Source organism: Acinetobacter sp. SH024, assembly GCF_000163635.1.
Taxonomy (GTDB): Bacteria; Pseudomonadota; Gammaproteobacteria; order Pseudomonadales; family Moraxellaceae; genus Acinetobacter; species Acinetobacter pittii.
In genome coordinates this window covers 243,185-267,163 of the sequence record NZ_GG753600.1, presented here as the reverse complement: position 1 = coordinate 267,163, position 23,979 = coordinate 243,185, and the positions used below count along the sequence as shown (strand labels likewise).

25 protein-coding genes are annotated in these 23,979 nt (G+C 37.6%); 13 read left to right on the top strand and 12 right to left on the bottom strand.

The window, feature by feature from the left end; genetic code table 11:
- Positions 1-40: 40 nt before the first annotated feature.
- The 5 genes from HMPREF0013_RS07180 to HMPREF0013_RS25155 form a co-directional block, all read right to left on the bottom strand.
- Positions 41-1,450 carry a short-chain fatty acid transporter gene (locus HMPREF0013_RS07180; RefSeq protein ID WP_002113591.1) on the bottom strand — a complete coding sequence of 470 codons (1,410 nt, stop codon included), beginning with the start codon at positions 1,448-1,450 and terminating at the stop codon, positions 41-43.
- Positions 1,451-1,566: 116 nt separating this feature from the next.
- Entirely contained in the window at positions 1,567-2,208 is a 642-nt protein-coding gene (locus HMPREF0013_RS0105085; RefSeq protein ID WP_002113731.1) for a 3-oxoacid CoA-transferase subunit B, read from the bottom strand.
- 1 nt (position 2,209) lies between these two features.
- Positions 2,210-2,914, bottom strand: a complete 705-nt coding sequence (locus HMPREF0013_RS0105080) for a CoA transferase subunit A (RefSeq protein ID WP_002113873.1) — start codon at positions 2,912-2,914, stop codon at positions 2,210-2,212.
- Between the two features lie 245 nt (positions 2,915-3,159).
- Positions 3,160-4,041, bottom strand: coding sequence for a LysR family transcriptional regulator (locus HMPREF0013_RS07175; protein WP_002113536.1), 882 nt, complete (start codon positions 4,039-4,041; stop codon positions 3,160-3,162).
- A 114-nt stretch (positions 4,042-4,155) separates the two neighbouring features.
- Positions 4,156-4,545, bottom strand: coding sequence for a hypothetical protein (locus HMPREF0013_RS25155; protein WP_025467473.1), 390 nt, complete (start codon positions 4,543-4,545; stop codon positions 4,156-4,158).
- 489 nt (positions 4,546-5,034) lie between these two features.
- Here HMPREF0013_RS25155 and HMPREF0013_RS07165 point away from each other — a divergent pair, with 489 nt between their 5' ends.
- The 3 genes from HMPREF0013_RS07165 to HMPREF0013_RS25465 all read left to right on the top strand — a co-directional run bounded on the left by HMPREF0013_RS07165 (position 5,035) and on the right by HMPREF0013_RS25465 (position 6,057).
- Complete coding sequence (locus HMPREF0013_RS07165) at positions 5,035-5,388, top strand: hypothetical protein (protein ID WP_078210417.1); 354 nt, start codon at positions 5,035-5,037, stop codon at positions 5,386-5,388.
- A 97-nt stretch (positions 5,389-5,485) separates the two neighbouring features.
- Positions 5,486-5,599 carry a hypothetical protein gene (locus HMPREF0013_RS24925; protein ID WP_103254438.1) on the top strand — a complete coding sequence of 38 codons (114 nt, stop codon included), beginning with the start codon at positions 5,486-5,488 and terminating at the stop codon, positions 5,597-5,599.
- 56 nt (positions 5,600-5,655) lie between these two features.
- Positions 5,656-6,057: a J517_1871 family lipoprotein gene (locus HMPREF0013_RS25465; RefSeq protein WP_005069291.1), complete on the top strand. Its 402-nt coding sequence runs from the start codon at positions 5,656-5,658 to the stop codon at positions 6,055-6,057.
- A 268-nt stretch (positions 6,058-6,325) separates the two neighbouring features.
- Here the strand turns inward: HMPREF0013_RS25465 and HMPREF0013_RS07150 are convergent, their stop codons facing one another.
- Positions 6,326-6,754: a hypothetical protein gene (locus tag HMPREF0013_RS07150; RefSeq protein WP_002113545.1), complete on the bottom strand. Its 429-nt coding sequence runs from the start codon at positions 6,752-6,754 to the stop codon at positions 6,326-6,328.
- Positions 6,755-6,835: 81 nt separating this feature from the next.
- Here HMPREF0013_RS07150 and HMPREF0013_RS24285 point away from each other — a divergent pair, with 81 nt between their 5' ends.
- The 4 genes from HMPREF0013_RS24285 (at position 6,836) to HMPREF0013_RS07135 (ending at position 10,916) form a co-directional block, all read left to right on the top strand.
- On the top strand, positions 6,836-6,967 hold the full coding sequence (locus HMPREF0013_RS24285; RefSeq protein WP_002113882.1) for a hypothetical protein: 132 nt from the start codon (positions 6,836-6,838) through the stop codon (positions 6,965-6,967).
- Between the two features lie 397 nt (positions 6,968-7,364).
- The gene (locus HMPREF0013_RS07145) at positions 7,365-8,786 is read left to right on the top strand and encodes a GntP family permease (protein WP_005076093.1); all 1,422 of its coding nucleotides are present in this window, start codon (positions 7,365-7,367) and stop codon (positions 8,784-8,786) included.
- 33 nt (positions 8,787-8,819) lie between these two features.
- Positions 8,820-9,605: a 3-hydroxybutyrate dehydrogenase gene (locus HMPREF0013_RS07140; protein WP_002113866.1), complete on the top strand. Its 786-nt coding sequence runs from the start codon at positions 8,820-8,822 to the stop codon at positions 9,603-9,605.
- A gap of 324 nt (positions 9,606-9,929) precedes the next feature.
- Positions 9,930-10,916, top strand: a complete 987-nt coding sequence (locus tag HMPREF0013_RS07135; protein ID WP_005076090.1) for an AraC family transcriptional regulator — start codon at positions 9,930-9,932, stop codon at positions 10,914-10,916.
- 67 nt (positions 10,917-10,983) lie between these two features.
- Here the strand turns inward: HMPREF0013_RS07135 and HMPREF0013_RS07130 are convergent, their stop codons facing one another.
- Both HMPREF0013_RS07130 and HMPREF0013_RS07125 read right to left on the bottom strand, forming a co-directional pair.
- Positions 10,984-12,327, bottom strand: coding sequence for an MFS transporter (locus HMPREF0013_RS07130; RefSeq protein WP_002113844.1), 1,344 nt, complete (start codon positions 12,325-12,327; stop codon positions 10,984-10,986).
- Positions 12,328-12,343: 16 nt separating this feature from the next.
- On the bottom strand, positions 12,344-13,555 hold the full coding sequence (locus HMPREF0013_RS07125) for an OprD family outer membrane porin (protein ID WP_151292289.1): 1,212 nt from the start codon (positions 13,553-13,555) through the stop codon (positions 12,344-12,346).
- Between the two features lie 368 nt (positions 13,556-13,923).
- On the opposite strand from HMPREF0013_RS07125, the gene HMPREF0013_RS07120 reads away from it, so the two are divergent.
- From HMPREF0013_RS07120 to HMPREF0013_RS07100, 5 genes are read left to right on the top strand one after another with little or no spacing between them, the layout of a single operon-like run.
- Positions 13,924-15,174 (top strand): dienelactone hydrolase family protein, encoded by a 1,251-nt coding sequence (locus HMPREF0013_RS07120; RefSeq protein ID WP_002113702.1) that lies wholly within the window; start codon positions 13,924-13,926, stop codon positions 15,172-15,174.
- A gap of 12 nt (positions 15,175-15,186) precedes the next feature.
- Positions 15,187-15,972 (top strand): SDR family oxidoreductase, encoded by a 786-nt coding sequence (locus tag HMPREF0013_RS07115; protein WP_002113827.1) that lies wholly within the window; start codon positions 15,187-15,189, stop codon positions 15,970-15,972.
- A gap of 43 nt (positions 15,973-16,015) precedes the next feature.
- Entirely contained in the window at positions 16,016-17,254 is a 1,239-nt protein-coding gene (locus tag HMPREF0013_RS07110; RefSeq protein ID WP_002113528.1) for a styrene monooxygenase/indole monooxygenase family protein, read from the top strand.
- Between the two features lie 26 nt (positions 17,255-17,280).
- Positions 17,281-17,811 (top strand): flavin reductase family protein, encoded by a 531-nt coding sequence (locus HMPREF0013_RS07105; RefSeq protein ID WP_002113783.1) that lies wholly within the window; start codon positions 17,281-17,283, stop codon positions 17,809-17,811.
- A 53-nt stretch (positions 17,812-17,864) separates the two neighbouring features.
- Complete coding sequence (locus HMPREF0013_RS07100; RefSeq protein WP_002113568.1) at positions 17,865-18,812, top strand: SphA family protein; 948 nt, start codon at positions 17,865-17,867, stop codon at positions 18,810-18,812.
- A gap of 56 nt (positions 18,813-18,868) precedes the next feature.
- On the opposite strand, the gene HMPREF0013_RS07095 is transcribed toward HMPREF0013_RS07100, so the two are convergent.
- From HMPREF0013_RS07095 to antA, 4 genes are all read right to left on the bottom strand, one after another.
- On the bottom strand, positions 18,869-19,927 hold the full coding sequence (locus HMPREF0013_RS07095) for an AraC family transcriptional regulator (RefSeq protein ID WP_005802223.1): 1,059 nt from the start codon (positions 19,925-19,927) through the stop codon (positions 18,869-18,871).
- A gap of 450 nt (positions 19,928-20,377) precedes the next feature.
- Positions 20,378-21,412, bottom strand: coding sequence for an anthranilate 1,2-dioxygenase electron transfer component AntC (gene antC, locus HMPREF0013_RS07090; RefSeq protein ID WP_005802222.1), 1,035 nt, complete (start codon positions 21,410-21,412; stop codon positions 20,378-20,380).
- Between the two features lie 5 nt (positions 21,413-21,417).
- Positions 21,418-21,909 (bottom strand): anthranilate 1,2-dioxygenase small subunit, encoded by a 492-nt coding sequence (gene antB / locus HMPREF0013_RS07085; RefSeq protein ID WP_002113729.1) that lies wholly within the window; start codon positions 21,907-21,909, stop codon positions 21,418-21,420.
- 2 nt (positions 21,910-21,911) lie between these two features.
- The gene (gene antA, locus HMPREF0013_RS07080; RefSeq protein ID WP_002113705.1) at positions 21,912-23,327 is read right to left on the bottom strand and encodes an anthranilate 1,2-dioxygenase large subunit; all 1,416 of its coding nucleotides are present in this window, start codon (positions 23,325-23,327) and stop codon (positions 21,912-21,914) included.
- 221 nt (positions 23,328-23,548) lie between these two features.
- Here antA and HMPREF0013_RS07075 point away from each other — a divergent pair, with 221 nt between their 5' ends.
- Positions 23,549-23,899: a winged helix-turn-helix domain-containing protein gene (locus tag HMPREF0013_RS07075; RefSeq protein ID WP_000664122.1), complete on the top strand. Its 351-nt coding sequence runs from the start codon at positions 23,549-23,551 to the stop codon at positions 23,897-23,899.
- The last annotated feature ends 80 nt before the right edge of the window (positions 23,900-23,979 follow it).

Sequence of the window (23,979 nt, the reverse complement as noted above, 5' to 3'; positions counted from 1 at the left end):
GCTAAATTTGCCTTTAGCCGAAACTAAAGGCGCCAGTAAATTAAAAAGTAGGTGGGGTGTAGCTAAGTGTTCTTCCAAAGAACCATAATAAAAATAAAACTAATGGAAAATGCACAACGAGCTGAGTGACTGTAAAACCAATCACATCTTTTGCTTTTAGTTTTAGAATTCCTAACATTGGAAGCATAAAGAATGGATTGATTAAGTTTGGTAAAGCTTCGGCTGCATTATAAATTTGTACAGACCAACCCAAATGAACCTTTAAATCATTTGCTGCTTGCATGACATATGGGGCTTCAATAATCCATTTTCCACCGCCAGATGGCACAAAGAACCCAAGGATGGCAGAGTAAATTCCCATCACAATTGCGAAGGTTTCTTTTGAGGCGATTGAAACGAAAAACTCAGCTATATAATGCGACAGTGATAAATCTTGACTGTTTAAAGCTTGCGTCATAATAAAGGCGATGCTTCCGTAAAGTGGAAACTGAATTAAGATTCCTGAGACAGCCGGAACTGCCTTTGAAACAGCATTTAAGAAGTTTCGTGGTGTGCCATGTAACGCTAAACCAAGCATTAAAAACACAAAGTTGTAGGTGTTTAAACTTGAAATAGCAATGATTGGATTACTTTTTGAAAACTCAAAAAACATCCAGATTAAGCCTAATGCAACCACAATAATCGTTAAGATAGGCGAGTTTTCTAACCAGTCACCTGGACGATTAGATTTTTCCTCGTGTGGTTTGTCTTCTTCAAACTGCACATCAAAACTATCAATCGTTTTAACATTATTACCTTTTGGAGCTGACCAATACGCGATTGCGATTGAAACAATGACCAAAATAATGGTCATCGCAATTGATTGCCAAAGGAAAATCGTTTCAGTAAATGGAATAACACCAGTTAGGTTGTAAATTGACTCAGGTAAACTGGTTTTATTCGCTTGAAGCTGTGCTGCCGAAGAGCTGATTCCAAGTGCCCAAGTTGCCCCCATACCAATAATTGCTGCCGCTGCCGCTGCACGGTAATCCATATTCAGCTCTTTACGTTTTGCTAATGCAATCACTAAAAGTGCAGTAAGAATCGTGCTTACTGCCCAATTGACCAGTGAAATTAACAAGCTGACGGTTGCAACTAGAACAATAGCACCACGTCCAGAATTTGGAATACGTGCCATTTTTTGGATTAGGAACTTTACGGGCTTAGATACAGAAACGACATAACCTACAATAATGAGCATCGTCATTTGCAGGGTAAAGGGAATAAGACTCCAGAAACCGTTACCGAAGGAAGTCGCAACATCGTGAATAGGTGCACCAATACCTAAAGCGGCAACTGACACGATAATGACGCCAAGTAATGCAAAAATATATGAATCAGGAAACCATTTTTCAGACCAGTCACTAATCCGAAGAGCAAATCTTTCAAAAATTCCTTGCTGTTTTTCCATAGCTGAAAAAATCCTTCTCGTTCTTATTTATAGACAGCACATCCGGTGCTTAAAAGGGCTAAGACTTAAGCTCACTTTCTAACTTAAGTCTTATCTGGCTTACTAAAAATTAAAATTTAAGCGACTAAGGTTTTATAAAACTCAACACCTGTAGCAGCTTGAATCTGTTCAAGCGTGACATCTTTAGCAAGTTCAATCAGCTCTACGCCTTGTTGTGTAATGTCCATTACACCTAAGTCAGTAATGACGCGATGAACCACACTTTTACCTGTTAAAGGTAGGCTACAGTTTTTAACGATCTTTGGCGTACCATCTTTTGCACAGTGTTCCATAAGCACTACAACTTTTTGGACACCAACAACCAAGTCCATTGCACCACCCATACCTTTGACTTTCTTGCCAGGAATCATCCAGTTCGCCAAGTCACCATTTTCAGAAACTTCCATTGCACCTAAAATTGCAATGTTGACATGGCCACCGCGGATCATGGCAAAAGATTCTGAGCTTGAGAAAAAAGCAGCACCAGGGCGAGCAGTAACCGTTTGTTTCCCAGCATTAATTAAATCTGCATCGACAGTTTCTTCGGTTGGAAACTCACCAATACCTAATAGGCCATTTTCAGACTGAAGCCAAACATTAATATTTTCAGGAATATAATTAGCAACTAGAGTAGGTAAGCCAATACCTAAATTGACATAAAAACCGTCTTCAAGTTCTTTTGCAGCACGTTGTGCCATTTCATTACGCGACCAAGCCATTTTATACTGCCTCCGTGCTTAAAGTTTTATGCTCAATACGTTTTTCAGGTGACGCATTAAGTACAATGCGGTTTACATAGATACCCGCTAAATGGATCTCATCCGGATCTAATTCACCAATTTCAACAACCTGTTCAACTTCGGCGATTGTAATTTTTCCAGCCATTGCACATTCAGGGTTAAAATTCTGAGCAGTTTTACGGAACACTAAGTTACCAGCCTTGTCTGCCTTATAGGCCTTAACAAGAGCCACGTCTGCTGTTAAAGATTCCTCTAAAATGTAGTTTTTGCCATTAAAGGTACGTTCTTCTTTACCTTCTGCAATGAGTGTACCAACGCCGGTTTGTGTATAAAACGCCGGAATTCCAGCACCGCCAGCACGTAACTTTTCAGCTAAAGTACCTTGTGGAGTAAGTTCTACATCAAGTTCACCATTTAAATATTGGCGCTCAAATTCTTTGTTTTCACCAACATAAGAAGAGATCATTTTTTTGATCTGTTTGGTTTGAAGCAATATACCTAAGCCGAAATCATCTACACCTGCGTTATTTGAAATACATGTGAGACCAGTCACACCACTTTGCTTAACTGCAACAATCAGTTTTTCCGGAATTCCACATAAACCAAAACCACCTACGGCAAGTGTTTGATTATCTGCAATAACGTCTTTTAGTGCTGCCTCTGCATTGGCATAAACTTTATTCATTCTATTGTTATCCTATATCCCTTAGTAATCTTAGTTTTAGCATCACATTTTGCGTTATAGAAGTTAATTTTTTTAAATGATTAATAAGTATAATCAATGAATGGTTTCAAATCGTCTACAAAAGATCAGACGAACATAAAGAAAAATACTTTAAAAAATCACCTCATATCATTGAAAATTATAATAATTAATAATTTTAGCTTAAGCGTATGCTTAGCTCATCCTAAAAAGCAGTCTTTAATTTTTTAAAATTTATATTGAATCAAAGCTTCAATAAATTGAGTCGAAATATTTGAAATTTCAAAGTTCTTTTTATAAACAATTCCTACAGTCTTATGAATAGATTCATCCTTTAACTCAATGAGTACGTTATGTTCTTTATCAATGTGTTTAGCAAAATGCCTTGGAATTGCACTCACCCCAATTCCATAAGCCACAAAGCTTGAGAGTGATGAAATTTGATGACATTCAACTTTCAAATCGAGCGTTATATTATTTCGCAAACAATTCTGCTCAACCAAATATCGAACAATTGAAGGTTTTTGCAATGTCACGAATGGATTTGAACAAAGCTCTTGCCATGTAATAGAAGATGATTGAGCAAGTGGGTGAGTCTTTGGTAATAGAGCTAAGAAATCTTCTTCAAATAGTGGTTTGAACTCTAGGCCTTCGGTGAGATCAGGTTCAAAGCAGATACCAAGCTCAAAAATACCGTCTTGTACTTTTTCTATAATGGTCTCATTTGGAATATCTTGAATTGAAAAGTTCAAGTTGGGATGAAGTTCTAAAAATTGATGAATTACTTCAGGCAGAATCGCATGAGTCACGAAGGGCATTGAAGCGATACTTAAAGTTCCACGATTGAGCTTAAAACGTTGTTTAACATCGTTTTCCATTTCATCCCAATTGGCGAGTAATTTTTTAGCGTAGGGAATAAGGGATTTACCTTCTTGGGTAAGCTCAACACGGCGAGTATTACGGTTAAATAGTTTTCCGCCTAATTCTTCTTCTAAGCTTTTGATAGTAAGACTTAAAGCAGACTGGCTGAGATGTAGCTCTAATGATGCATTAGCATAGTTGAGTGTACGCGCAAGGGCTAAAAAAGCTTTTAATTGTTTAAGCGTCATTTCTATCCTTTAGATTGCCCAACTCATCTAGAAGGGTAATTTATACGAAAATTTGTCTAATATGATGTTTTTTTGACAAAAAAATAAAAATAAAGCAGGGGACAATAGGCTGAGCTACTTCAGTAAATTTTCCCAACAAAACTCATCTGTGTTATTAGCAAAGTATAGAGCCATTCCAACTACATGGAAAAACAAATAACCTAGCCAAATTGCTTGAGGAGCAACTTTTAAGCCTTCTAATAAAATAGTTGTTGAATAGATTGCTAACAAAAAGGTGAAGAGAATAATGTATGTAGCACTCGCTACAAATTTATATTTTGGTGCTAATTGAGGGATTTTATAACCAATCAAAATTTGCATACCGCAATTTATGATCAATGAAAGTATAGCTACAATGACTTGTGGCGTATTTAGGTATGTTAAAGAGAGTTGCGTAATTATGAAAATAATTTGCCACAGTACAAACATCCCCAAAGGGTATATTATAAATTTAATACATATCATATTTTGTTTTCTTATCAAGATTTTATATTGTTATTCTATTGAATAATTTAAATTAAATAAATGCTATTTTTAAAAAAAAAGAGTATAAATTTGTCCACCCCCATAAAGATAAAAAGATGAATAAAGCTAAAAATTAGACGTCAAAAAATTAAATGCGCATCCTTAATGAGTGAACGGCACTTTTATAATTTAGTTAGTAAGTATCCAAAAGAATATATTAATTTTTACTATTTTGAGATAAGGCTTTATAAAAATCATATGAAAGGTTTGAACATGTCATTGTCATTGGTTTTTGATTCATTTGAGTAAGGCCTAAATTGAATATTTTTTACTATCAATTAAACTATCATTTTGTATATAAATTACTGTAATTAGATGGCTACAACTACACATAGTTCAATATATATTTCACGTCCAAGTAATTACGAGGGAGATGGAACTGACGATAAAGAAGAATTTATTGAGACATGCAATATCCGTTTTAAAGATATGTTTAAAGATCAAAAATCAATCTCCACACTGTCTGAAATTGAAAAAAAATACTTTGAAAAGTGTGTTTCAGCTTCAAATGATAAATATGCTGCTGAGGAAGTTATTTATGATATTGGAGTTGGTTTTGTGGTACTAATTGTTTTGCTGGGTATAGGCTGGGGATTCTATGAGGCAAAAAAATCTTTAAATACCCCAATGATAATTAATCCCAAGGAAAACACTGAGAATGGTACCAATGGAGACCATATCACTAACGGAGTCATCATAGTCCTTTTTTCCATAATTATTGCTGCATTTATTTATCTAATTTTTAGTTTTGTTTCCGGAATATGGATATCAATTAAATATTAAAGTTTGCAGAGATGTATATGGGCTTGAAAAGGATAAGCCGATTAGTTCTAGTCTTGGTGTGGCTAAATAAGTAGAAGATAAGGTAAAGAAAATCACTATGAGGGTCGTGAAATCTTTTGTGGTCTCTATTGTAGGTATTGATGCATATCAAACATCTCATATTGGTTCAATCAGGTCTAGTGTGTATGGGGTAGGGCGCTATATGAACTGATAGTTTTTTATTTTCTGAACTGTTAAGTTTTAGTCATAATTAAAAGGAGTAATTTCATGAAAAAGATAATTTCATTAAGCTTAATTTTTTCATTAAGTGGATGTGTAAGCCCAACTACCCAAATGACTAATAATAAATTTAGCGAAATACAGCCTTCTATACCTTTAGTGTCAGGGGTATGGACGATTTCAATCGGCCCAAGCATATCAACCATAAAACTTGACGCAGATGGTAATGGAATACTTTGCGACGATACTAGTGGACATGTAGTATTCAATAAAGTTAAGTATTTTAATAATATAATTTATCTTCAAAATGGTATGGTTTTAGAAGTTAAGTTTCTTAACAAAGATATACTCGAAGCTAGAACAATTTTAAGTGCCTCTACTTCAAATATGATTTATAAAGCTGATAACGACTTAAAGGCAGCTTCACTAAAATGTGTTAAAGAAATATAGATACCACTTTATAAATTTGCTGCCATAAGGCCAAATAATCAACGGACCTTTTTCATCGCCCAGTCTGATACATCCATTTTTATCTGCTATAAGCTTTCCATGTGCTGAAGCCATCATTGAAATATTACTTTTCGTATTGCTTGTAATAAGTATCGGTTGAATAGAAACCTCTTCATGGTTAGTTATAGTAGGCTTTACCATGCAAGATGTTAGGCTAAAAGCAGTTAAAGAGGCTAAGATTTGAATTTTCATATAGGGGCTTTTTTCTTTAGTTTTTAGTAAGAGGTTCTATAAATTGATTGATAATAACGCCTTTACTTAAATCACATGTAGTATCAGGTTTAATTATCCATTTGTAGTTGTTCAAATTAACGGGATAAGCTTCTCCGCTGCCATAAGCAATCGTGTCACCATCTTTATATTCTTTTGAGTCAACAATTAAAAGATACTTATTGCTATTCCAATGAGCATCTTTAGTTGCAAAAATAGGAATCACTCGATCATTTGTATTCATTAAATAAACACAAGAGCCTTCAATCTTGATTTGTGCCTCACTATAGCTTTCATTATCAGCATTACCAGAGTAACCAATTTTTGGAACAATAACCTTATTTTGAGCCAGAGAAGTATCGGTACATCCATTAAGTAGGATGATCAATCCAGTTTGAAGAGTGAACAAAATATTTCTTTTATTCATAACTTATATACTAGTGAAAAGTCTAAATTATAAATTCTATCAGTAGACATGTAATAGTATTCATTACATTGTCTAACTCTAGTGACAGAAGTAGAAGTTATCTTTAATAAACAAGCGCCGTTTTCGAGTAAAGATGAGAATATTAAAAACACGACTCTATATTCCTGTTCTAATCTTTTGATGATTAAGCTTCAAATTGCTTTATTCAAATAAAGATAAAAAATTATCTGCGCAATATTTCAAAAGAATAAGATGAATTATATTTATCAAATTAATTTAAAAAATATATTATTTAATTGTCTTTATTAAATAATATAGAGATATTAATTTAATTTACTCAAGAATTAATAAGTTTTATTAAAAAATAAAGGCTTTTAAATGATGGTATTTTACCACCTAAATAAAGTAAGTTATTGTATTTTATTGGTATTTTAAAATTTAAATAAATTGCATTGTTTTTAAATATTTTAGTGATATTTTATTTTTAAGCTCATTTACCTATTACCACACATGGATATTGTGATTTTTATCATTATAGGTTTGGGATAACCTAAATATCTTTTGGTAATTTTATTGAACCTAATATCTATTCTTTAGGGAGAAGGAATATATGTGGGAATTATTTGTAATTCTACTTTCACTTGGGCTGTTAATGTATACAGCTTACAAGGGCTTTTCTGTCATTCTAATGGCACCAATTTGTGCCTTACTTGCTGTTCTTCTCATTAACCCTGCCAATGTCTTACCGTTTTATTCGGGTGTATTTATGCCCAAAATGGTGAACTTTATTAAAGATTACTTTCTTGTATTTTTACTCGGGGCAATTTTCGGTAAAGTCGTTGAGATGTCAGGAATTGCTGAGTCTATTGCACGAACTATTGTGAGATGGATTGGAGCAAAAAAAGCAATTTTAACCGTTGTATTGTTAGGTGCAATTTTAACATATAGCGGTGTAAGTTTATTTGTTGCTGTATTTGCCATTTATCCTTTTGCAAACCAGCTTTTTAGACAAGCGAATATTCCAAAACGTTTAATTCCGGGAACCATCGCGCTCGGTGCATTTACATTTACCATGGATGCATTACCAGGTACGCCACAAATTCAAAACGTAATTCCAACTACATTCTTTGGCACCAATATTTATGCTGCACCATTTCTAGGAATTATCGGTGCTATCTTTGTTCTATGCATGGGTTTGGCTTACTTAGAATGGCGTCGCCGAGCTGCTGCAAAAGCAGGCGAAGGGTATTCTGGTTTTGGTGTAGACCATACGCCGTCTCAAGAAATTGAAGCCGATATGAACTTGCAAAATAATGGAAGTACGGCACGTCAGTTCTTAGCATTTGTACCTCTTATTCTTGTTGCTGTAATGAACAAATATTTGTCTAAAGCAATCAAAGAGTGGTATCCAAATGGTTTTGATTTTGCCTCAGTTGGTCTAGCGGATTACACCGTAGATGTTGCAAAAACCGGTGCGATCTGGGCGGTAGGTCTTGCGCTGATTGTCGGGATTATTTCTGCAATTTTATTTGATTATCAACGTGTAGTGACGAACTTCAAAGAGGGCATTAATGCCAGTATTGGCGGCTCACTTTTAGCAGTGATGAATACGGCTTCTGAGTATGGTTTCGGTGCAATTATTGCGTCATTACCGGGCTTTGCTCTGATTAGCCATGCAATGAGTAGTACCTTCACAAATCCATTAGTCAATGGGGCTGTGACCACAACCGTTTTAGCAGGTATTACCGGTTCGGCTTCTGGTGGTATGAGTATAGCTTTAAGTGCGATGGCTGAACAATATAACGCCGCGATTTTAGCTGCGGGTATTCCACCAGAAGTCATGCACCGTGTGGTTGCGATGGCATCGGGTGGTATGGATACACTTCCGCATAATGGTGCTGTTATTACTTTACTTGCTGTTACAGGTTTAACCCATAAACAATCGTATAAAGATATTTTTGCAGTCACGGTAATTAAAACGTTAGCGGTATTTGTGGTCATTACGGTCTTTACCGTAACGGGTATTGTTTAAATCAGCACGTTATAAGTATTAAGGAGTAAATAAATGACAAAACTTTTAGACGGTAAGGTCGCTTTTATTACAGGTTCTGCAAGTGGTATCGGTCTAGAGATTGCTAAGAAATTTGCTCAAGAAGGTGCCAAAGTTGTCATTTCTGATATGAATGCTGAAAAGTGTCAAGAAACGGCGAACTCACTTAAAGAACAAGGTTTTGATGCATTATCGGCACCATGTGATGTAACTGATGAAGATGCTTATAAACAAGCAATTGAGCTGACTCAAAAGACCTTTGGTACGGTTGATATCTTAATTAATAATGCTGGTTTCCAACACGTTTCATCTATTGAAGAGTTTCCAACGGCAGTTTTTCAAAAGTTAGTTCAAGTCATGTTAACTGGGGCGTTTATTGGTATTAAACATGTTTTTCCAATCATGAAAGCTCAAAAATATGGTCGTATTATTAATATGGCCTCAATTAATGGCTTGATTGGATTCGCTGGAAAGGCAGGTTATAACAGCGCTAAACATGGCGTAATTGGCCTAACAAAAGTTGCAGCATTAGAATGTGCACGTGACGGTATTACGGTAAATGCTCTATGCCCGGGTTATGTAGATACACCATTGGTTCGTGGGCAAATTGCAGATTTGGCTAAAACCCGTAATGTAAGTTTAGATAGCGCACTTGAAGATGTGATTTTGGCAATGGTTCCTCAAAAACGTTTGTTATCTGTTGAAGAAATTGCTGACTATGCAATTTTCCTTGCAAGTAGTAAAGCGGGTGGAGTAACAGGTCAAGCTGTGGTTATGGATGGTGGTTATACCGCCCAATAAGTTAAGTATTTTACAAAGCCGCTTATTTTAAATAGGCGGTTTTTTTATTCGTTAAAATTTATCATAGTCTACTGTTCAAGATTATGATTTATCCCTAAGATATTTTTGATAAAAATCTAATAAAATAAGTTTGTTAAGGTATGAAATTATACTTTTAAGGTATTTAACTTATTTCCATTTTTAAAATTTAATAGAGTATGAGAAAGTAATCTTTACTCTCTTTCTTGATTCGATACTTTTCAGGAAAACTCGTCAATTAAAGGATATTAATTGGCATACAAGTTGCTTTTTTAGCAATAAGTTATTTAGCTAGGTGAAAAGGATATGATATCACTCAGCCAACAGATGGAACTCAATCATTATTCACGCAAAGCTGAATTTGCGCAGAATTTGATGTCCACAATTTGTGGGGAACACCGTCTAGATACAATTTACAAAGATACTCTCGATTTTCACTATGACGGAATGCGTTTGCCCAATAAAAAAATGGCAATCGGCACAATCAGTTATGGTGCAAACGTTGCCATTAACATCTCAAATTTAAAAGCTTATAGCATTAGTTTACCTATACAGGGGCGACAAGCTCTCAACATTCGTGGTGCACATTATCAATCTGATGAAAACAGAGGCCTAATTGTTTCAAATAATGATCAACAAGATTTGATTATTGATAAAGATTGCAGAAAATTTCAGGTGGTTATTCCTGAACGAAGTATGCAGATTGTTCTTGCCGATCTACTGAATAAACCTATAGAAACGCCTATCATTTTTAACCCTGAAATGCATCTGGACTCGGAGCAACTGATTGGTGCATGGTGGAAGAATATTCAGAATTTTTTACAGCTAAAATCGCAATATAGTAATTTTTATGGTTTGCAGATGTTATCTGAAGACTATGAAAATTTTGTAATTAAAGCCTTACTATTATCTCAAGAAAACAACTACTCTGAAGCCTTAAAGTCACTCTCACATCAAGATGAGCCAGCTTATATCCGTAAGGTTCGTAATTTTATTATTGAACATGCTCATGAAGAAATCTGTGCAGAAGACTTGCAGCGTCTGGCTGGGGTTTCAAAATCAAAATTGTATGACGAATTTCAACAGTACTACGGTACCAGTCCAATGTCATATTTGAAAAAATATCGTCTTCAACAAATTTATAAGATTTTGAGCACTACAGGAGCAGATAGAAAGGTTTCTATTTCAAAGCTTGCCTATGACTGGGGCTTTAACCATTTAAGTCGTTTTTCTCAAGAATATCGTGAAGAATTTGGTGAAAATCCAAGTGAGACCAAAGGTAAAATTTTCTGATATTTAACTTTCGAAATAAGAAACTGATTTAGGCAACTAAATCAGTTTTTTATTTATAGATTAATATTTATAGACTTTCTTCAAGCTTTAACACTTGTTTGTTTTTAGATTTCTCATAAATCACTTTGAGACTAAGTGCAATAAATGAGATGAAGGTTGGTATTGCTAGAATAAAGAAAATACCGCTTAAGCTTAGGTTAAAAGTGAAAATGAGCGATCCAAAGAAAGCGCCTAAAATTGCACCGATACGACCAATACCATGCATCCATGAAACGCCAACCGCACGACAGACCGCTGGATAGAATATAGCTGCAAGCGGCAGTAATGAAGACTGTGCACCAGCGAGTAAAGCACCAATTAAGAAGATAGTAAGACCTAACAAGAAAATATTTGAGCTTACTAGACCTGCCACAATAAATAGGGCGAAAGCAATCAGATATGAATATTTAATCACTGTAGTTGGGTTTAGTTTATCCATGTACCATCCCATAATGGTTGCACCAATCACTCCACCAAAAGGGAAAATCGCGGCAATTAAACTAAACTGTTGGGTACTGAAACCTGCTGTTTTTAAAATTGTTGGCATCCAGCTGGTTAAAAGATAGAACACCAATAGACTAGTAAAGCAGCAGAGCCAAAGCATGCTTGAACCCCATAGATATTTTCCTAGAACCACTTTAACTGGATTTTCATCTGAGACATTTTCTGCTTGAGTTAAAACAAGTTTTACAGGTTCTTGAAAAGAATGACCTTGAATATTTTCTAAAATACGTTGAGCTTTGTCTTGTTGATGACGTGTAATTAAGTATTGAGTTGATTCAGGCAATTTAAGCAATAGAGCAACCACTAAAATGAGCGGAATACTTCCGCCAATAATAATAACCTTAGCCCAGCCATAGCTTTCTAATAGATAAGCTGACAGCACACCACCACAGGAAATACCCAGCATAAACCCACAGCCAGCAAGACCTGTAAGGAATGCTTTGCGTTTTACAGGCATATATTCAGAGACAATCGTACTGATGTTTGGCATGGCTGCGCCTAAACCAATACCTGTAATAAAACGATAAATCATTAAGTCTTGGGTTGAATTGGCAAAGCCACACAAAATCGTAAATATTGAGAACAAAAGGCTTGTAAAAACAATAACGCCTTTACGGCCAAACTTATCGGCTAAGGGTCCTGAAATAATTGCACCAATCGACATGCCGACTAAAGCAGCACTTAAAACTGGGGCAAGTTGAGGCTTGGTAATTCCCCAATCATCGAGTAATGCGGGGGCGATAAAACCAATAACTCCTGTGTCTAGGCCGTCACAAAAGAAGACAAAAAAGCCTAGGATAAAAACCATCCATTGTAATGGAGACAGTTTTTCGCGATTGATAATCGTGTTTGCATCTATCGTTTTCATACGTATTCCTTATTCATTAAAATTTTTTGCTGTAATTGACGAAGAAACGGTTTTCGGAGAAATCATTTCCATGCTTAACGTCGTAATTGATGAAGATGTACTGAAGAGCTAAACCTTTGAGAAAAGGCTGTTGAAGGGCATAATTGACAATAACGTTTGCTTCACTTTCTTTGTTTTTTAAGCCATCTGCTGTTTTGAAGTGATCGCCGTATACATACTTCAAAGTGGTATTTAGGCCCGGCACATGATCTTTAAAGTCATAGCCATAAATGAAGTGATAAGACTTTTCATCTTGTTTGAAGAAACCAGTCGTGTTCCAGTTAATGAAATAAGTTTCAGGCAAGAAACCATCTGGTAACGGATAAGCAGACTCACCAATAATTTGCTGATAACCCACACCAAAGCTGTGATTTTTTACTTTAAGCGTTTCTAGTAACCCTATATTTTGTGCGTCGATGTCAAATAGATTTCCATTATCTTTAGCATTGAAATATTTGAATTTTGAATTAACTGAAAAATTAGAATTTTTCCATAGGTGGTCAACGCCGACATAATGTTTGTTATATAAATCCTCCATATTTCCAAAGTAATATTCACCCTTCAGCGTAGGCGTAAATTGATAGCGAAAATCTATATAGTTAAGGCCGTCGGAGTAACCAGTCACACCTTTTGAAGTAAAAGAAAATCGATGAAAGTCTTCTTCATTTCGCGGTGATACTTTTTCAATACGGCCAATTTCTGCGAAAAGCTTATCGTTTAGCTGGCTCTTAAGATTAGCTCCCCAATAAGACGTCAGGAGTTGCCGACTTGCATCTACTGTGGTTACGGGTAAATCCAGCCATAGTTCACCAATGCTGAGTAGTGTCTTGTTATAGCCTAACTTTAAGGTCGCGCCATATTTTAGATAATCAGGTGCTTGTGACTGCGTGGCTTTATCAAAAGGTAATACCGTATCTGCAACATGTTTATCTTGGCTTAAACGAACCGCATACTGTGCTGAAGCATTTGCGCCAATTTGAATCCGGGTTCCACCAATTTCTAACGGCGTATAATGCATATTTGAGTTGTAAAATAGAGAAACTGATTGCGACCAGCTACCTGTGTCTTTTACATCTGGATTGTCATAGTTTCTGTCTATATATGCATTTTTTAATGTAAATTTCCATTCTTCATCCGCTGAATAAGCCTGAGTAGAAAATGCACTACAACATAAAATATTGATGAGCATTAATGTTTTTTGTTGTCCGTAAATTGGCCATGGTCGATGCATAAATAAACGCCTTAATTTAGAAAATGACTGGGCTTTTTTTATGTAATCAAACGAATTACATGACTTGATTGAACTATTTTTAGCCAATCGTCACTATCCAATAAGTCCTAATCTTCATCCATTTTTTCCAAATTAGATAAAAAGCATTAATTTAATTTTTTTATTTAAAGCTATGAAATTTATTGGTTTTCTTATTCTTAGGGTTTTATCCAGTTTGATTGATTTTGATAATTGCGCAGAGATTGGATAGTGCTTGCAGCTTTTGGACAGTCTAAAAAAATATTCGGATAGAAGATAAAGCCATAACAATGTCAGGAGTTGACACTATGGCTGGTCAAACCGTTCAAATTAAAACAGCATCTGGAAAGCAGTTCAGTGCATATCTAGCGACACCAGAAACAGAAAAAGGACCTGGAGTGGTGCTTTGTCAGGAAATCTTTGGGGTTAATGCGGCCATGCGAGAAAAAGCAGAATTTCTTGCAGAAGAAGGCTATACCGTTTTAGTTCCTGATTTATTTTGGCGTGTAGCACCTAATATAGAACTGGGTTATACACCAGAAGATTTTCAAAAGGCTTTCGAGCTTTATCAGCAATATGATGAAAATCTTGGGGTTGAAGATATTCAGGACAGCTTAGCTTTTTTAAAGACTCGACCAGAATGTGACACCTCTACAGGCCTCGGTGTGGTGGGGTACTGTTTGGGTGGAAAGCTTGCTTATCTGGCAGGCTGCCGACTTCCTGATGTGGCATGTGCTGTAGGTTATTACGGTGTAGGCATTGAAAAATCGTTAGATGAGTTAGCCAACATAAAAGGACGTTTGGTTTTACATATTGCAGAACTGGACCAATTTACACCGCCAGATGCGAGACAAGCGATTGTTGATGCAGCTAACCAATATTCAAATGTACAAGCTTATGTTTATGAAGGTGTTGATCATGCTTTTGCACGCCAAAAAAGCAATCATTATCACAAACCTTCAGCACGTTTTGCCCACGAGCGTACAGTAACAGCTCTACATGACACGATTGGACCGAAATACGACCTAGTTGCCTTATGGGAAGAGCATATTCGTCATGAGTTTGATACGCGTGATGTGCCAGCAACCATGGCAACAATGGTTGCAGAACCTTATGTCAACCATATTCCAACGTTAACTGGTGGTGTAGGCCAAAGCCAGCTTGCTCGTTTTTATCAATATCATTTTGTTCACCAAAACCCGAAAGATATGAAGATCACCTCGATCTCTCGTACGGTTGGCTCAACGCAAGTAGTAGACGAGTTCATTATGAGCTTTACCCACGACGCTGAAATTGACTGGTTATTACCCGGTGTAAAACCAACCGGTAAATACGTCGAGATTCCAATGTTAGGTGTGATCCAGTTTAGAGGGGCAAAGTTGTGCCATGAGCATATTTACTGGGACCAAGCATCTGTACTTGTTCAAATTGGTTTATTAGATCCAACAGGCTTACCAGTTGCAGGTGTCGAGACAGCACGAAAACTTCTTGATGAAGATCTTCCTTCCAATACGTTGATGCCATCTTGGTCAAGTAGCGAAGGCAAGCCAATAAATTAAGGAGTATCTACAATGAATATAGATTTAAAAGGAAAAGTCGCTGTGGTGAGCGGCGGAGCAACACTCATTGGTAAAGCTGTTGTACAAGCTTTGGTGAGTGCGGGTGCTCATGTTGCTATTTTAGATATTGATGCCAAAGGCAAGGCGATTGCAGAAAGCTTTAACCATGATGTGATGTTTATTCAAACCGATTTAACCAGCGATGCGGCTATTCAACAAGCTGTTGCAAATATTCACCAACATTTAGGTGAAGTGAATTACTTGGTGAATTTGGCATGTACCTACTTAGATGATGGTTTTAAATCTTCACGTCAGGACTGGTTACAAGCACTAGATCTTAATTTGGTCTCTACAGTTGAGCTGAGCCGTGCTTTATACCATGACCTAAAAAAGCAGCAAGGTTCAATTGTTAACTTTACTTCCATTTCAGCCAAAGTGGCACAAACAGGACGCTGGTTATATCCAGTCTCTAAAGCTGCAATACGTCAACTCACACAAAGCATGGCAATGGATTTTGCTGCCGATGGTATTCGCGTCAATTCGGTTTCTCCGGGTTGGACATGGTCTCGTGTCATTGCAGAAGTCAGCGGTAATAGCCGTGAAAAAGCCGATAGCGTGGCAGCCGATTATCACTTGCTAGGCCGATTGGGACATCCCGAAGAAGTCGCCAACGTGGTTTTGTTTTTATTGTCACCCGCTGCGAGTTTTGTCACCGGAGCTGATTATGCGGTCGACGGTGGCTATTCAGTGATGGGCCCTGAAGGATCACAGCCTGCTATTCCGCGTTTAGCCGAATAGCACAGCGTTTTAAAAGCACATTTAGAAAATTATGGAGAATATTATGCGCCGTATTGCAATTGTTGGAGCAGGACAGTCTGGTTTACAGCTTGGTTTGGGGTTATTAGATACAGGTTACGACGTAACCATGATCACCAACCGAACTGCCGATGAAATCCGTCAAGGTAAAGTCATGTCAAGCCAGTGTATGTTTCATACCGCTTTACAAACTGAACGTGACTTAGGACTAAATTTCTGGGAAGAACAATGTCCAGCGGTAGAAGGCATTGGGCTGGCTTTAGTTAACCCTGAAAATGGTGGTAAAGCATTTGAATGGAGTGCTCGTCTTGAGCGCTACGCTCAATCGGTCGATCAACGCGTTAAAATGCCATATTGGATGGAAGAGTTTGAACGCCGTGGCGGTCAATTGGTGATTCAGGATGTGGGAATAGAAGAGTTAGAACAACTTGCAAACGACTATGAGCTTGTATTACTCGCTGCTGGTAAAGGTGAGGTTGTTAAACAGTTTGAGCGTGATGATGCACGTAGTGTTTTTGATAAGCCTCGACGTGCTTTGGCATTGACCTATGTCAAAAATATGAAGCCAATTTCACCATACTCTCGCGTGACTTTTAACATTATTCCCGAAGTCGGTGAGTACTTTTCTTTTCCGGCACTGACCATCAATGGTCCTTGCGACATTATGGTGTTTGAAGGAATTCCCAATGGGCCAATGGACTGCTGGCAAGATGTCAAAACACCTGAACAGCATTTGCAGTGCAGTTTGGACTTACTCAAAAAATTTGTGCCTTGGGAATATGAACGCTGCACAAATGTTGAGTTGACCGATGCAGGCGGATACTTGGCAGGGCGTTTCCCGCCGACAGTACGTAAACCCGTTTTAACCTTACCGTCTGGCAAGAAAATTTTTGGTATGGCAGATGCTTTAGTGGTCAATGACCCGATTACTGGTCAAGGCTCAAACAACGCTGCTAAGTGTAGCAAGATCTATTTCGATGCCATTTTAGCCAATGATAATCAAAGCTTTAGCGAACAATGGATGGTTCAAACTTTTGAACGTTATTGGGCTTATGCAGAAAAAGTGGTGGCTTGGACCAATAGCCTGTTAGTACCGCCGCAACCGCATGTGGTTGAACTATTAGCAGCCGCAAGCCAAAACCAAAGCATTGCTTCAATTATGGCCAATAACTTTGATGACCCGCGCTCTTTTGCCCCTTGGTGGTTTGACGCAGATCAAGCTCAAGCATTCTTGGCTTCAAAAACCGCAGCAAAAGTAGCCTAGGCCATAGTCAAAAGGAGATATGAAAAATGGACACAATTGAAACTTTAGTTTTACAAGCGATTAATGCTGAAAACCCAAGAGAAATTCGTAACTTGCTTGGGCAGTTTGCAACTGGGGTTACCGTGATTACAACTCGTGGTAAAGATGGTCGGAAAATAGGCATGACAGCCAATTCATTTTCGTCGCTGTCTTTAGACCCACCATTAATTTTGTGGAGTCTTTCAAAAACAGCGCCAAGTTTGTCTGATTTTGTAGAAGCTGAATATTTTGCCATTCACATGTTGGCACAAGAACATCATCAGCTTTCTGGACATTTTGCTCGAGGTGCTGAAGACAAATTTGCAGGCATTGCCCATCAACAATGCAATGCAGGCGTTCCAATTTTATCCGATGCACTCGCAACCTTGGTTTGCCGTAATGTAAATCAGTATGAGGGTGGAGATCACCTGATTTTTATTGGTCAGATTGAACAATACCAACAACGCCAAGGTGAACCATTGGTATTCCACGCAGGAAAGTATCGGATTGCCGCTGAGCATCCAGAATTAACACATTAATTCACCACAATCACGATCAATCCGGTCGTGATTTTTTTATAGGAAATAAGAAGATGAAAAGCACTTTAATTAAACATGGCTTTTTAGCTGGGACATTGTTGGGTTTGCCATTAGTTTCTCATGCCTATGATTTACCGACCGTAAATTTAGGTATGACCAGCTTTCTCGATGGCGGTTTACCCGCAGGGCCTGGCTGGTATGCTCAAACTTACTTTCAAAATTACGATAGTAATAAACTGGTCGATGCCAATGGACAAAAATTAGGTTTACCTAAAACAGATTTAAATTATCAAGTACTGGTTGAACAGATTAGTTATTTATCGAATGTCCGAGTAAAAGATAAAGCCAGTCTAGGCATGAATTTTTTAATTCCTTTTGTCAGTAAAATGGTCATGGATGATGGCTTGAATAATGCTGCTATTAAAGCCCAAAGCGGCTTTGGAGACATTATGATCGGACCTTTTATTCAGTTCGATCCAGTCATGGGTGCACAAGGGCCTAAGTTTGTACATCGTTTTGAGTTTCAGGTGAATTTACCTACTGGGGAATACGACCAGCAAAAAGATATTAACCCGAGTAATAACGCTGTTTCGTTTGATCCCTATTGGGCAGCAACATATTGGTTCAATCCAAAGTGGACAGCTTCAACACGCATCCATTATCTCTATAACTTTAAAAATGATGACCCAAGCTATGCTTTTGCTGGAGCAAATGATATGCAAGCTGGGCAAGCAATTCATGCAAACTTTGCAACGGACTATGCTATTACTGAACAGTTTCGCTTAGGACTGAATGGTTATTGGCTAAAACAAGCCACTGATACCGAAGTCGATGGTGAAAAAGTCAAAGGTCGACGTGAACAAGTTTGGGCAATTGGTCCGGGTGCGATGTATAGTTTTTCTAAAAATGATCACTTGGTTGCAAATGTTTATTTTGAGCAAGATGCTGAAAACCGCCCAGAGGGAACACGACTACAAGTTCGTTATGTCCATCATTTTTAAATTATAAAAAAAGCCTTTTATATCAATCAATATAAAAGGCTTTCGTCTATTTTAGTTTAAGAAAAAATTGAAGTAATTAAGCCTGAACCTTCACTGTGACCAGATCGACGAGTAGACGAAGGTAATTCCCCATAGCGGCGTTTATATTCTTGAGAAAAACGGCCTAAGTGAGTAAATCCCCATTTAAATGCAACGTCTGTGATCGATAGATTTTCATTATGCATGAGTTCTAAATGAGCTTGTTCAAAGCGTAATTCCTTTAGATAAGACATTGGGGTTGTCCCCAAATAATTTTTAAAACCGGTAAATAGGGTTCTCACACTCACGCCTGCATGTTCAGCCAGAATTTCGACGTTAAGCGGCTCATGTAAATGTTCTTTTATGTAGGCTTCTGTACGCTTCACAAAATAAGGAGAGACGGTTTTTTCTTTATATTGTTCAAGCTTATGCAATGCATTATTGGGTTGACCATAAATGAGTGCATTAAACAAATTTGACTCAAATTGTTTAAAGGCTAAAGGATGATGAAGCGGGTGCTGATCACATGCTAAAGCATCCATCAATGTTCTAACGAGCTGTAAAAAATAGGCTCCACTTTGTGTAGAAAAGTCTAATTTAGGGTCAAAAATGAGTAAGTTATTTTCTGAATCGGCAATGTGTTGACGGCAATGGTAAGTAAAATCATCTTTTGAAACTTTTAGAATGAGCTGTGGTGAGTTTGCATGCCAGCGCATACGTAAAGATTGCTGAGGAGAAATAAGAGAAGCAACTTGAGAATAAGAAATAAACTTTTGTGAACCAAATTCGATTTCTGCGTAGCCTTGAGTTGGAATTTGAATTAGGTAAAAGCTATCCAGATGATCTGGTTCAATAATGACATCCGCACCATATTCCAAGCGACTAATAGACAATGCGCCTGTTTTAACATGGTGCATGGTTGCACTGAAATCTCGCTTCTGCTGAGAGATTTTAAGATCATGTGGTTTAAAAATTTGCCCGACATTTCGGCAAGTTTCGCTTAAATCGTGGTGATCAAACACCAGATTATGATTGGTAAAGATAGACTCATTTTGAAAATGACGCCCACTGAGTTCTGGGGAGTTGGCTTGGTTCATATTTATCCCTTTTGGCTCACTCCTGTACTTACTTGTGTTGTAAAAGCTTTAAAACTTCGCTGCACAGCAAGTAAATACGGCACTTAAAAAATTAAGTTACTCGCAAATTACAATGAGATATAAGCAAAATACAGACCAATTTAGCCGCTAATTAATGTGATTTTCTCAAATTTTTACATCGGATTTTGTCCATCAATTTAGTAAATTCGAGAAATAGAATAGGGGGATATAAAAGGTGCTATAAGTTAATCTCATCATGACCTTATTCCTTAAGATCTATCAAAATTTATAGCAAATCCGAGTGAGCTGGTCAATTTATTTTGTCGGAATTAATTATTTTATGTTATTGATATATAAAAACTTTTAATTTAAATGCAAAAATTCAATATACCCCTTATAAGAGTATATTGAATGATTTCAGGTTTAGTGGTTTTTAAATTATTTTATACTTCAACGTGATGTATTGCTCTGTAAAAACTTCTCGCTGTAAATACGGTAGTTTTGCAGAGCTTGCTCATCTAACCAATTTTTAACGGCTTCAATCATTGGTGGTGGGCCACATAAATACATATCAAAAGCCTGCTCAGCCAGTTGATCTTTATTTAAGTGCTCGTGAATATAGCCTGCTTTACCTTGCCAAGCTTCCGTTGCCTTAGTCACAATCGGGTGATAACTAAAGTTGGGTAGCTGTTCAGCATAGGCATGTAAACGTTGTTGTTCACACAAGTCGGTTTCATTATTTACGCCGTAATACAACTGAACGGCAGGTGAGTTCGGTTGATCCACCAAGTTATCTAGCATTCCCAAGAAAGCTGATAAACCTGTTCCACCCGCCACAAAAACCAGTGGTCGTTCTACTTCACGTAAGTAGAAACTACCAAGTGGCGCTTCGATGAGTAGGGTCTGTCCAACTTTACAGCGATCACGCAAGTAATTACTCATAACACCATCTGGCAATAGACGAATTAAAAATTGCAATTGATTGGTTGCATTTGGTCTATTTGCAAAAGAATAAGAACGCCAATCTTCAGTATCTGGAATTTGCAAACGAGCATATTGACCCGGTAAAAACTGAAGTTGTTCAGTATGACTGCTTGCATCAAGATGTAAGATTGCTGTTGTTTCAGAAACCAGCTCAACCGCCGTCACTTTGGTTTCAATTTTTAAAGTATCACCAGCGTTACAGATAGCAGAATCATGATCGAAATAAAAAGCTGCATCGGATTTTACAAGCGTCTGGCAAGCTAACATTTTACGCTCAGCCAAATCACGTTCACTTAATGCATCTTCATCAACATATTCTTGTTCATAAATACCGGTTTCACACTGTCCCTGACAGGTACCACAAACACCTTCACGGCAGTCTAGCGGGAGGTTAATTCCTTGGCGAACTGCTGCATCAAGCAGCAATTCGTCGTTATTTACCGAAATGAAAAAGGTTTTGCCATCGGCAAAATTAAGTGCAACTGAATGTCCCATTTTCATTCCCCTTAAACGTGATAGAAGTCTAAAACGGAATCAATTTTGTCATTCAGCAAAATGCTATGCTGACGACGAATGCGGAAACCATCTGCTGTTTGGCGTAAAAGATAAGTAGCGTGTCCGTAAAAACAGCCTTCTAAACCTTGACGGTTATAGAGCGTTTGCCATGCAACTTTTGCTTCAATTAATCCATCATCCAATGTTTTAACTCGAATGTTATTCATGCTATGCAAAGTACGTGGTAACGGAGTAGCAGATGCTGCTTTACCTGTACGAATACGGAATACACGGTCTTCAAGTCCTGTACGGTCTGCATAATAAATATAAGACAAACCCTGATTTGGATCTTGAACATAGTTATGGTCATCAATCCACTGTGGAATATGATATTCACTATCTTCATCGTAAAGCTCTAGATAGGCATCCCAGTCATAAGCATCACAAAGCTCTGCTTTTTTGTACAAAAACTGAGATACAGCAAAATGTAGTTCTTGTGACATGGTTACACCTCATCCATTACGGCATTGTTTTCAAAAGTAATATCTTGCATTTTCAATGCTTTCTTATTTAAGCCATCAAGCATGAGACGTTGCCAATGTCCATGCTGGTTTACATAGAGTCCTTCATGGGTAAATTCACGGCCAGTAATGACGGGTTGAATGCCTAAGTCTTGCGAGTTTTTGGTCGCGCCATATTCCCAAGACTGACAACCACGCGAAATATCGCTCCAACGTTCAAGACGTGCTTGGAAACCTTTTTGCTGTTCACGGAATTCAACTAAATCGTCTGGTGTACCAAGGCCCGACACATTAAAGAAATCTTCAAACTGACGAATACGGTTACGGCGTGCTTCAGCAGATTCACCTTTAACCCCAATACATTGGCTGATGACTTCAGTTTTATTCCATGCCACAGGGCGAACAATACGAAGCTGAGAGCTAATTTGATCCATAAAAAATAGGCTAGGGTACAAGTTCAAGTTTCTTAAACGGTGCATTGCCCACTCAGCATATTTGTCGCCATATTTTTCGACCATATATGGCATAACTGTACTGTAACCCGGACGAACAGTTGGGTTCGGCATGTCACTAAACAATACGCTATGGCCATTTTTGAAGCTAAACCAGCCATCGTCAGTTTCTGAGTCACCGGCACCTAACTTGCTATAGTCAAGCGTATCGAGTTCTTCACCTTTTGATGCATTGACTTGTTGGCGATGTTGGACTGTAGAGACGTAGTTATAGTGAACGGTACTGACATGGTAACCATCTAAGCCATTTTCATTTTGTAGCTTCCAGTTACCTGCAAAAGTATAAGATGACTTGCCTTGAAGTACTTCGAGTTCACCGGTTGGGGACTGGTTAACCATTAAATCAAGAAACAGTTTTGCATCACCTAAAAAGTCTTCTAGAGAATCTATTGCTTGAGTATCGAGGCTTACAAATACGAAACCACGGTAGCTGGCAATACGGCCTTGTTTTAAGCCACGGCTTGATTTATCAAAATCTTCGCAATATTCACTAGGTGCTTTGACTTTCACCAAGCGGCCATCTGACTTATAACACCAAGCATGGAACGGACATGTAAAGGTTGACTGGTTGCCTTTAGCAACGCGTGTTAAGGTCGCTCCACGATGCTCACAAGCATTAACCATGGCATGTAGTTCGCCTTTACCATCACGGCTTACAATGATCGGTTGGCGGCCAATTTGAACGGTTAGGAAATCATGATTGTTTGGAATCTCACTTTCATGACATGCATAAATCCAAACCTTTTCAAAAATAAGTTCCATTTCCAAGTCAAATAGTTCAGGCTCGGTAAACATATTACGTGCAATACGAAACACGCCATCGTTAGGACGGAAGTCGATACATCCATCTACAAAATCATTCCATTGTTTTAAATTAGATGAGGTCATTGCTCAATCCTCCAATCAATCAGCTTTTAACTGATTGAACCGCGATTAGGCCTGAGCCTCTATCCGTTTTTTCCAGATCTTTATCCACTTTGTGCAGTTTTGATTTTTTAAATGAACTCTTTTTAAGAAAGAGTAGAGATTTAAATTTGTATGTGTTTTAAGCTATTAAAGTTTCCTATAATGTTAAGCAGCATAAAAATGAAACTTTGTGAACTAAGTCTATGAAAGAACAAAACTTAAAATTACAAATTAGAATTCTTTTAGAGCAAAACATCGCATTTGGTCCGGGTAAGGCAGACTTACTTGAAGCAATTGAGAGAACGGGATCGATCTCACAAGCTGCAAAATCTATGAATATGAGCTACCGCCGTGCATGGCAGTTAGTCGACACCATGAATCAGTGCTTTGAAACAGCGTTAGTGGAAACACAAACAGGTGGAACACATGGTGGTGGGGCAGCCGTTACAGCTTTGGGCCAGAAAGTCTTACAGCATTACCGCCAAATGGAAATCAATGCTCGACAAGCCTTAGAACATGATTATCAAATCATGAGTAGCTATTTAAAAGGTTAAGATAAAAGATTGTTTAGGCATGAAATCTTTTAATTTGGTATAGCTTTTGCTTAATTCAAATTACGTGCTGAAAAAGCACT

Bases quoted from the DNA above. Each gene is read 5' to 3' on its own strand.
- HMPREF0013_RS07180 (WP_002113591.1), bottom strand. From the start codon at position 1,450: ATGGAAAAACAGCAAGGAATTTTTGAAAGATTTGCTCTTCGGATTAGT.
- HMPREF0013_RS0105085 (WP_002113731.1), bottom strand. From the start codon at position 2,208: ATGGCTTGGTCGCGTAATGAAATGGCACAACGTGCTGCAAAAGAACTT.
- HMPREF0013_RS0105080 (WP_002113873.1), bottom strand. From the start codon at position 2,914: ATGAATAAAGTTTATGCCAATGCAGAGGCAGCACTAAAAGACGTTATT.
- HMPREF0013_RS07175 (WP_002113536.1), bottom strand. From the start codon at position 4,041: ATGACGCTTAAACAATTAAAAGCTTTTTTAGCCCTTGCGCGTACACTC.
- HMPREF0013_RS25155 (WP_025467473.1), bottom strand. From the start codon at position 4,545: ATGATATGTATTAAATTTATAATATACCCTTTGGGGATGTTTGTACTG.
- HMPREF0013_RS07165 (WP_078210417.1), top strand. From the start codon at position 5,035: ATGTTTAAAGATCAAAAATCAATCTCCACACTGTCTGAAATTGAAAAA.
- HMPREF0013_RS24925 (WP_103254438.1), top strand. From the start codon at position 5,486: ATGAGGGTCGTGAAATCTTTTGTGGTCTCTATTGTAGGTATTGATGCA.
- HMPREF0013_RS25465 (WP_005069291.1), top strand. From the start codon at position 5,656: ATGAAAAAGATAATTTCATTAAGCTTAATTTTTTCATTAAGTGGATGT.
- HMPREF0013_RS07150 (WP_002113545.1), bottom strand. From the start codon at position 6,754: ATGAATAAAAGAAATATTTTGTTCACTCTTCAAACTGGATTGATCATC.
- HMPREF0013_RS07145 (WP_005076093.1), top strand. From the start codon at position 7,365: ATGTGGGAATTATTTGTAATTCTACTTTCACTTGGGCTGTTAATGTAT.
- HMPREF0013_RS07140 (WP_002113866.1), top strand. From the start codon at position 8,820: ATGACAAAACTTTTAGACGGTAAGGTCGCTTTTATTACAGGTTCTGCA.
- HMPREF0013_RS07135 (WP_005076090.1), top strand. From the start codon at position 9,930: ATGATATCACTCAGCCAACAGATGGAACTCAATCATTATTCACGCAAA.
- HMPREF0013_RS07130 (WP_002113844.1), bottom strand. From the start codon at position 12,327: ATGAAAACGATAGATGCAAACACGATTATCAATCGCGAAAAACTGTCT.
- HMPREF0013_RS07125 (WP_151292289.1), bottom strand. From the start codon at position 13,555: ATGCTCATCAATATTTTATGTTGTAGTGCATTTTCTACTCAGGCTTAT.
- HMPREF0013_RS07120 (WP_002113702.1), top strand. From the start codon at position 13,924: ATGGCTGGTCAAACCGTTCAAATTAAAACAGCATCTGGAAAGCAGTTC.
- HMPREF0013_RS07115 (WP_002113827.1), top strand. From the start codon at position 15,187: ATGAATATAGATTTAAAAGGAAAAGTCGCTGTGGTGAGCGGCGGAGCA.
- HMPREF0013_RS07110 (WP_002113528.1), top strand. From the start codon at position 16,016: ATGCGCCGTATTGCAATTGTTGGAGCAGGACAGTCTGGTTTACAGCTT.
- HMPREF0013_RS07105 (WP_002113783.1), top strand. From the start codon at position 17,281: ATGGACACAATTGAAACTTTAGTTTTACAAGCGATTAATGCTGAAAAC.
- HMPREF0013_RS07100 (WP_002113568.1), top strand. From the start codon at position 17,865: ATGAAAAGCACTTTAATTAAACATGGCTTTTTAGCTGGGACATTGTTG.
- HMPREF0013_RS07095 (WP_005802223.1), bottom strand. From the start codon at position 19,927: ATGAACCAAGCCAACTCCCCAGAACTCAGTGGGCGTCATTTTCAAAAT.
- antC (WP_005802222.1), bottom strand. From the start codon at position 21,412: ATGAAAATGGGACATTCAGTTGCACTTAATTTTGCCGATGGCAAAACC.
- antB (WP_002113729.1), bottom strand. From the start codon at position 21,909: ATGTCACAAGAACTACATTTTGCTGTATCTCAGTTTTTGTACAAAAAA.
- antA (WP_002113705.1), bottom strand. From the start codon at position 23,327: ATGACCTCATCTAATTTAAAACAATGGAATGATTTTGTAGATGGATGT.
- HMPREF0013_RS07075 (WP_000664122.1), top strand. From the start codon at position 23,549: ATGAAAGAACAAAACTTAAAATTACAAATTAGAATTCTTTTAGAGCAA.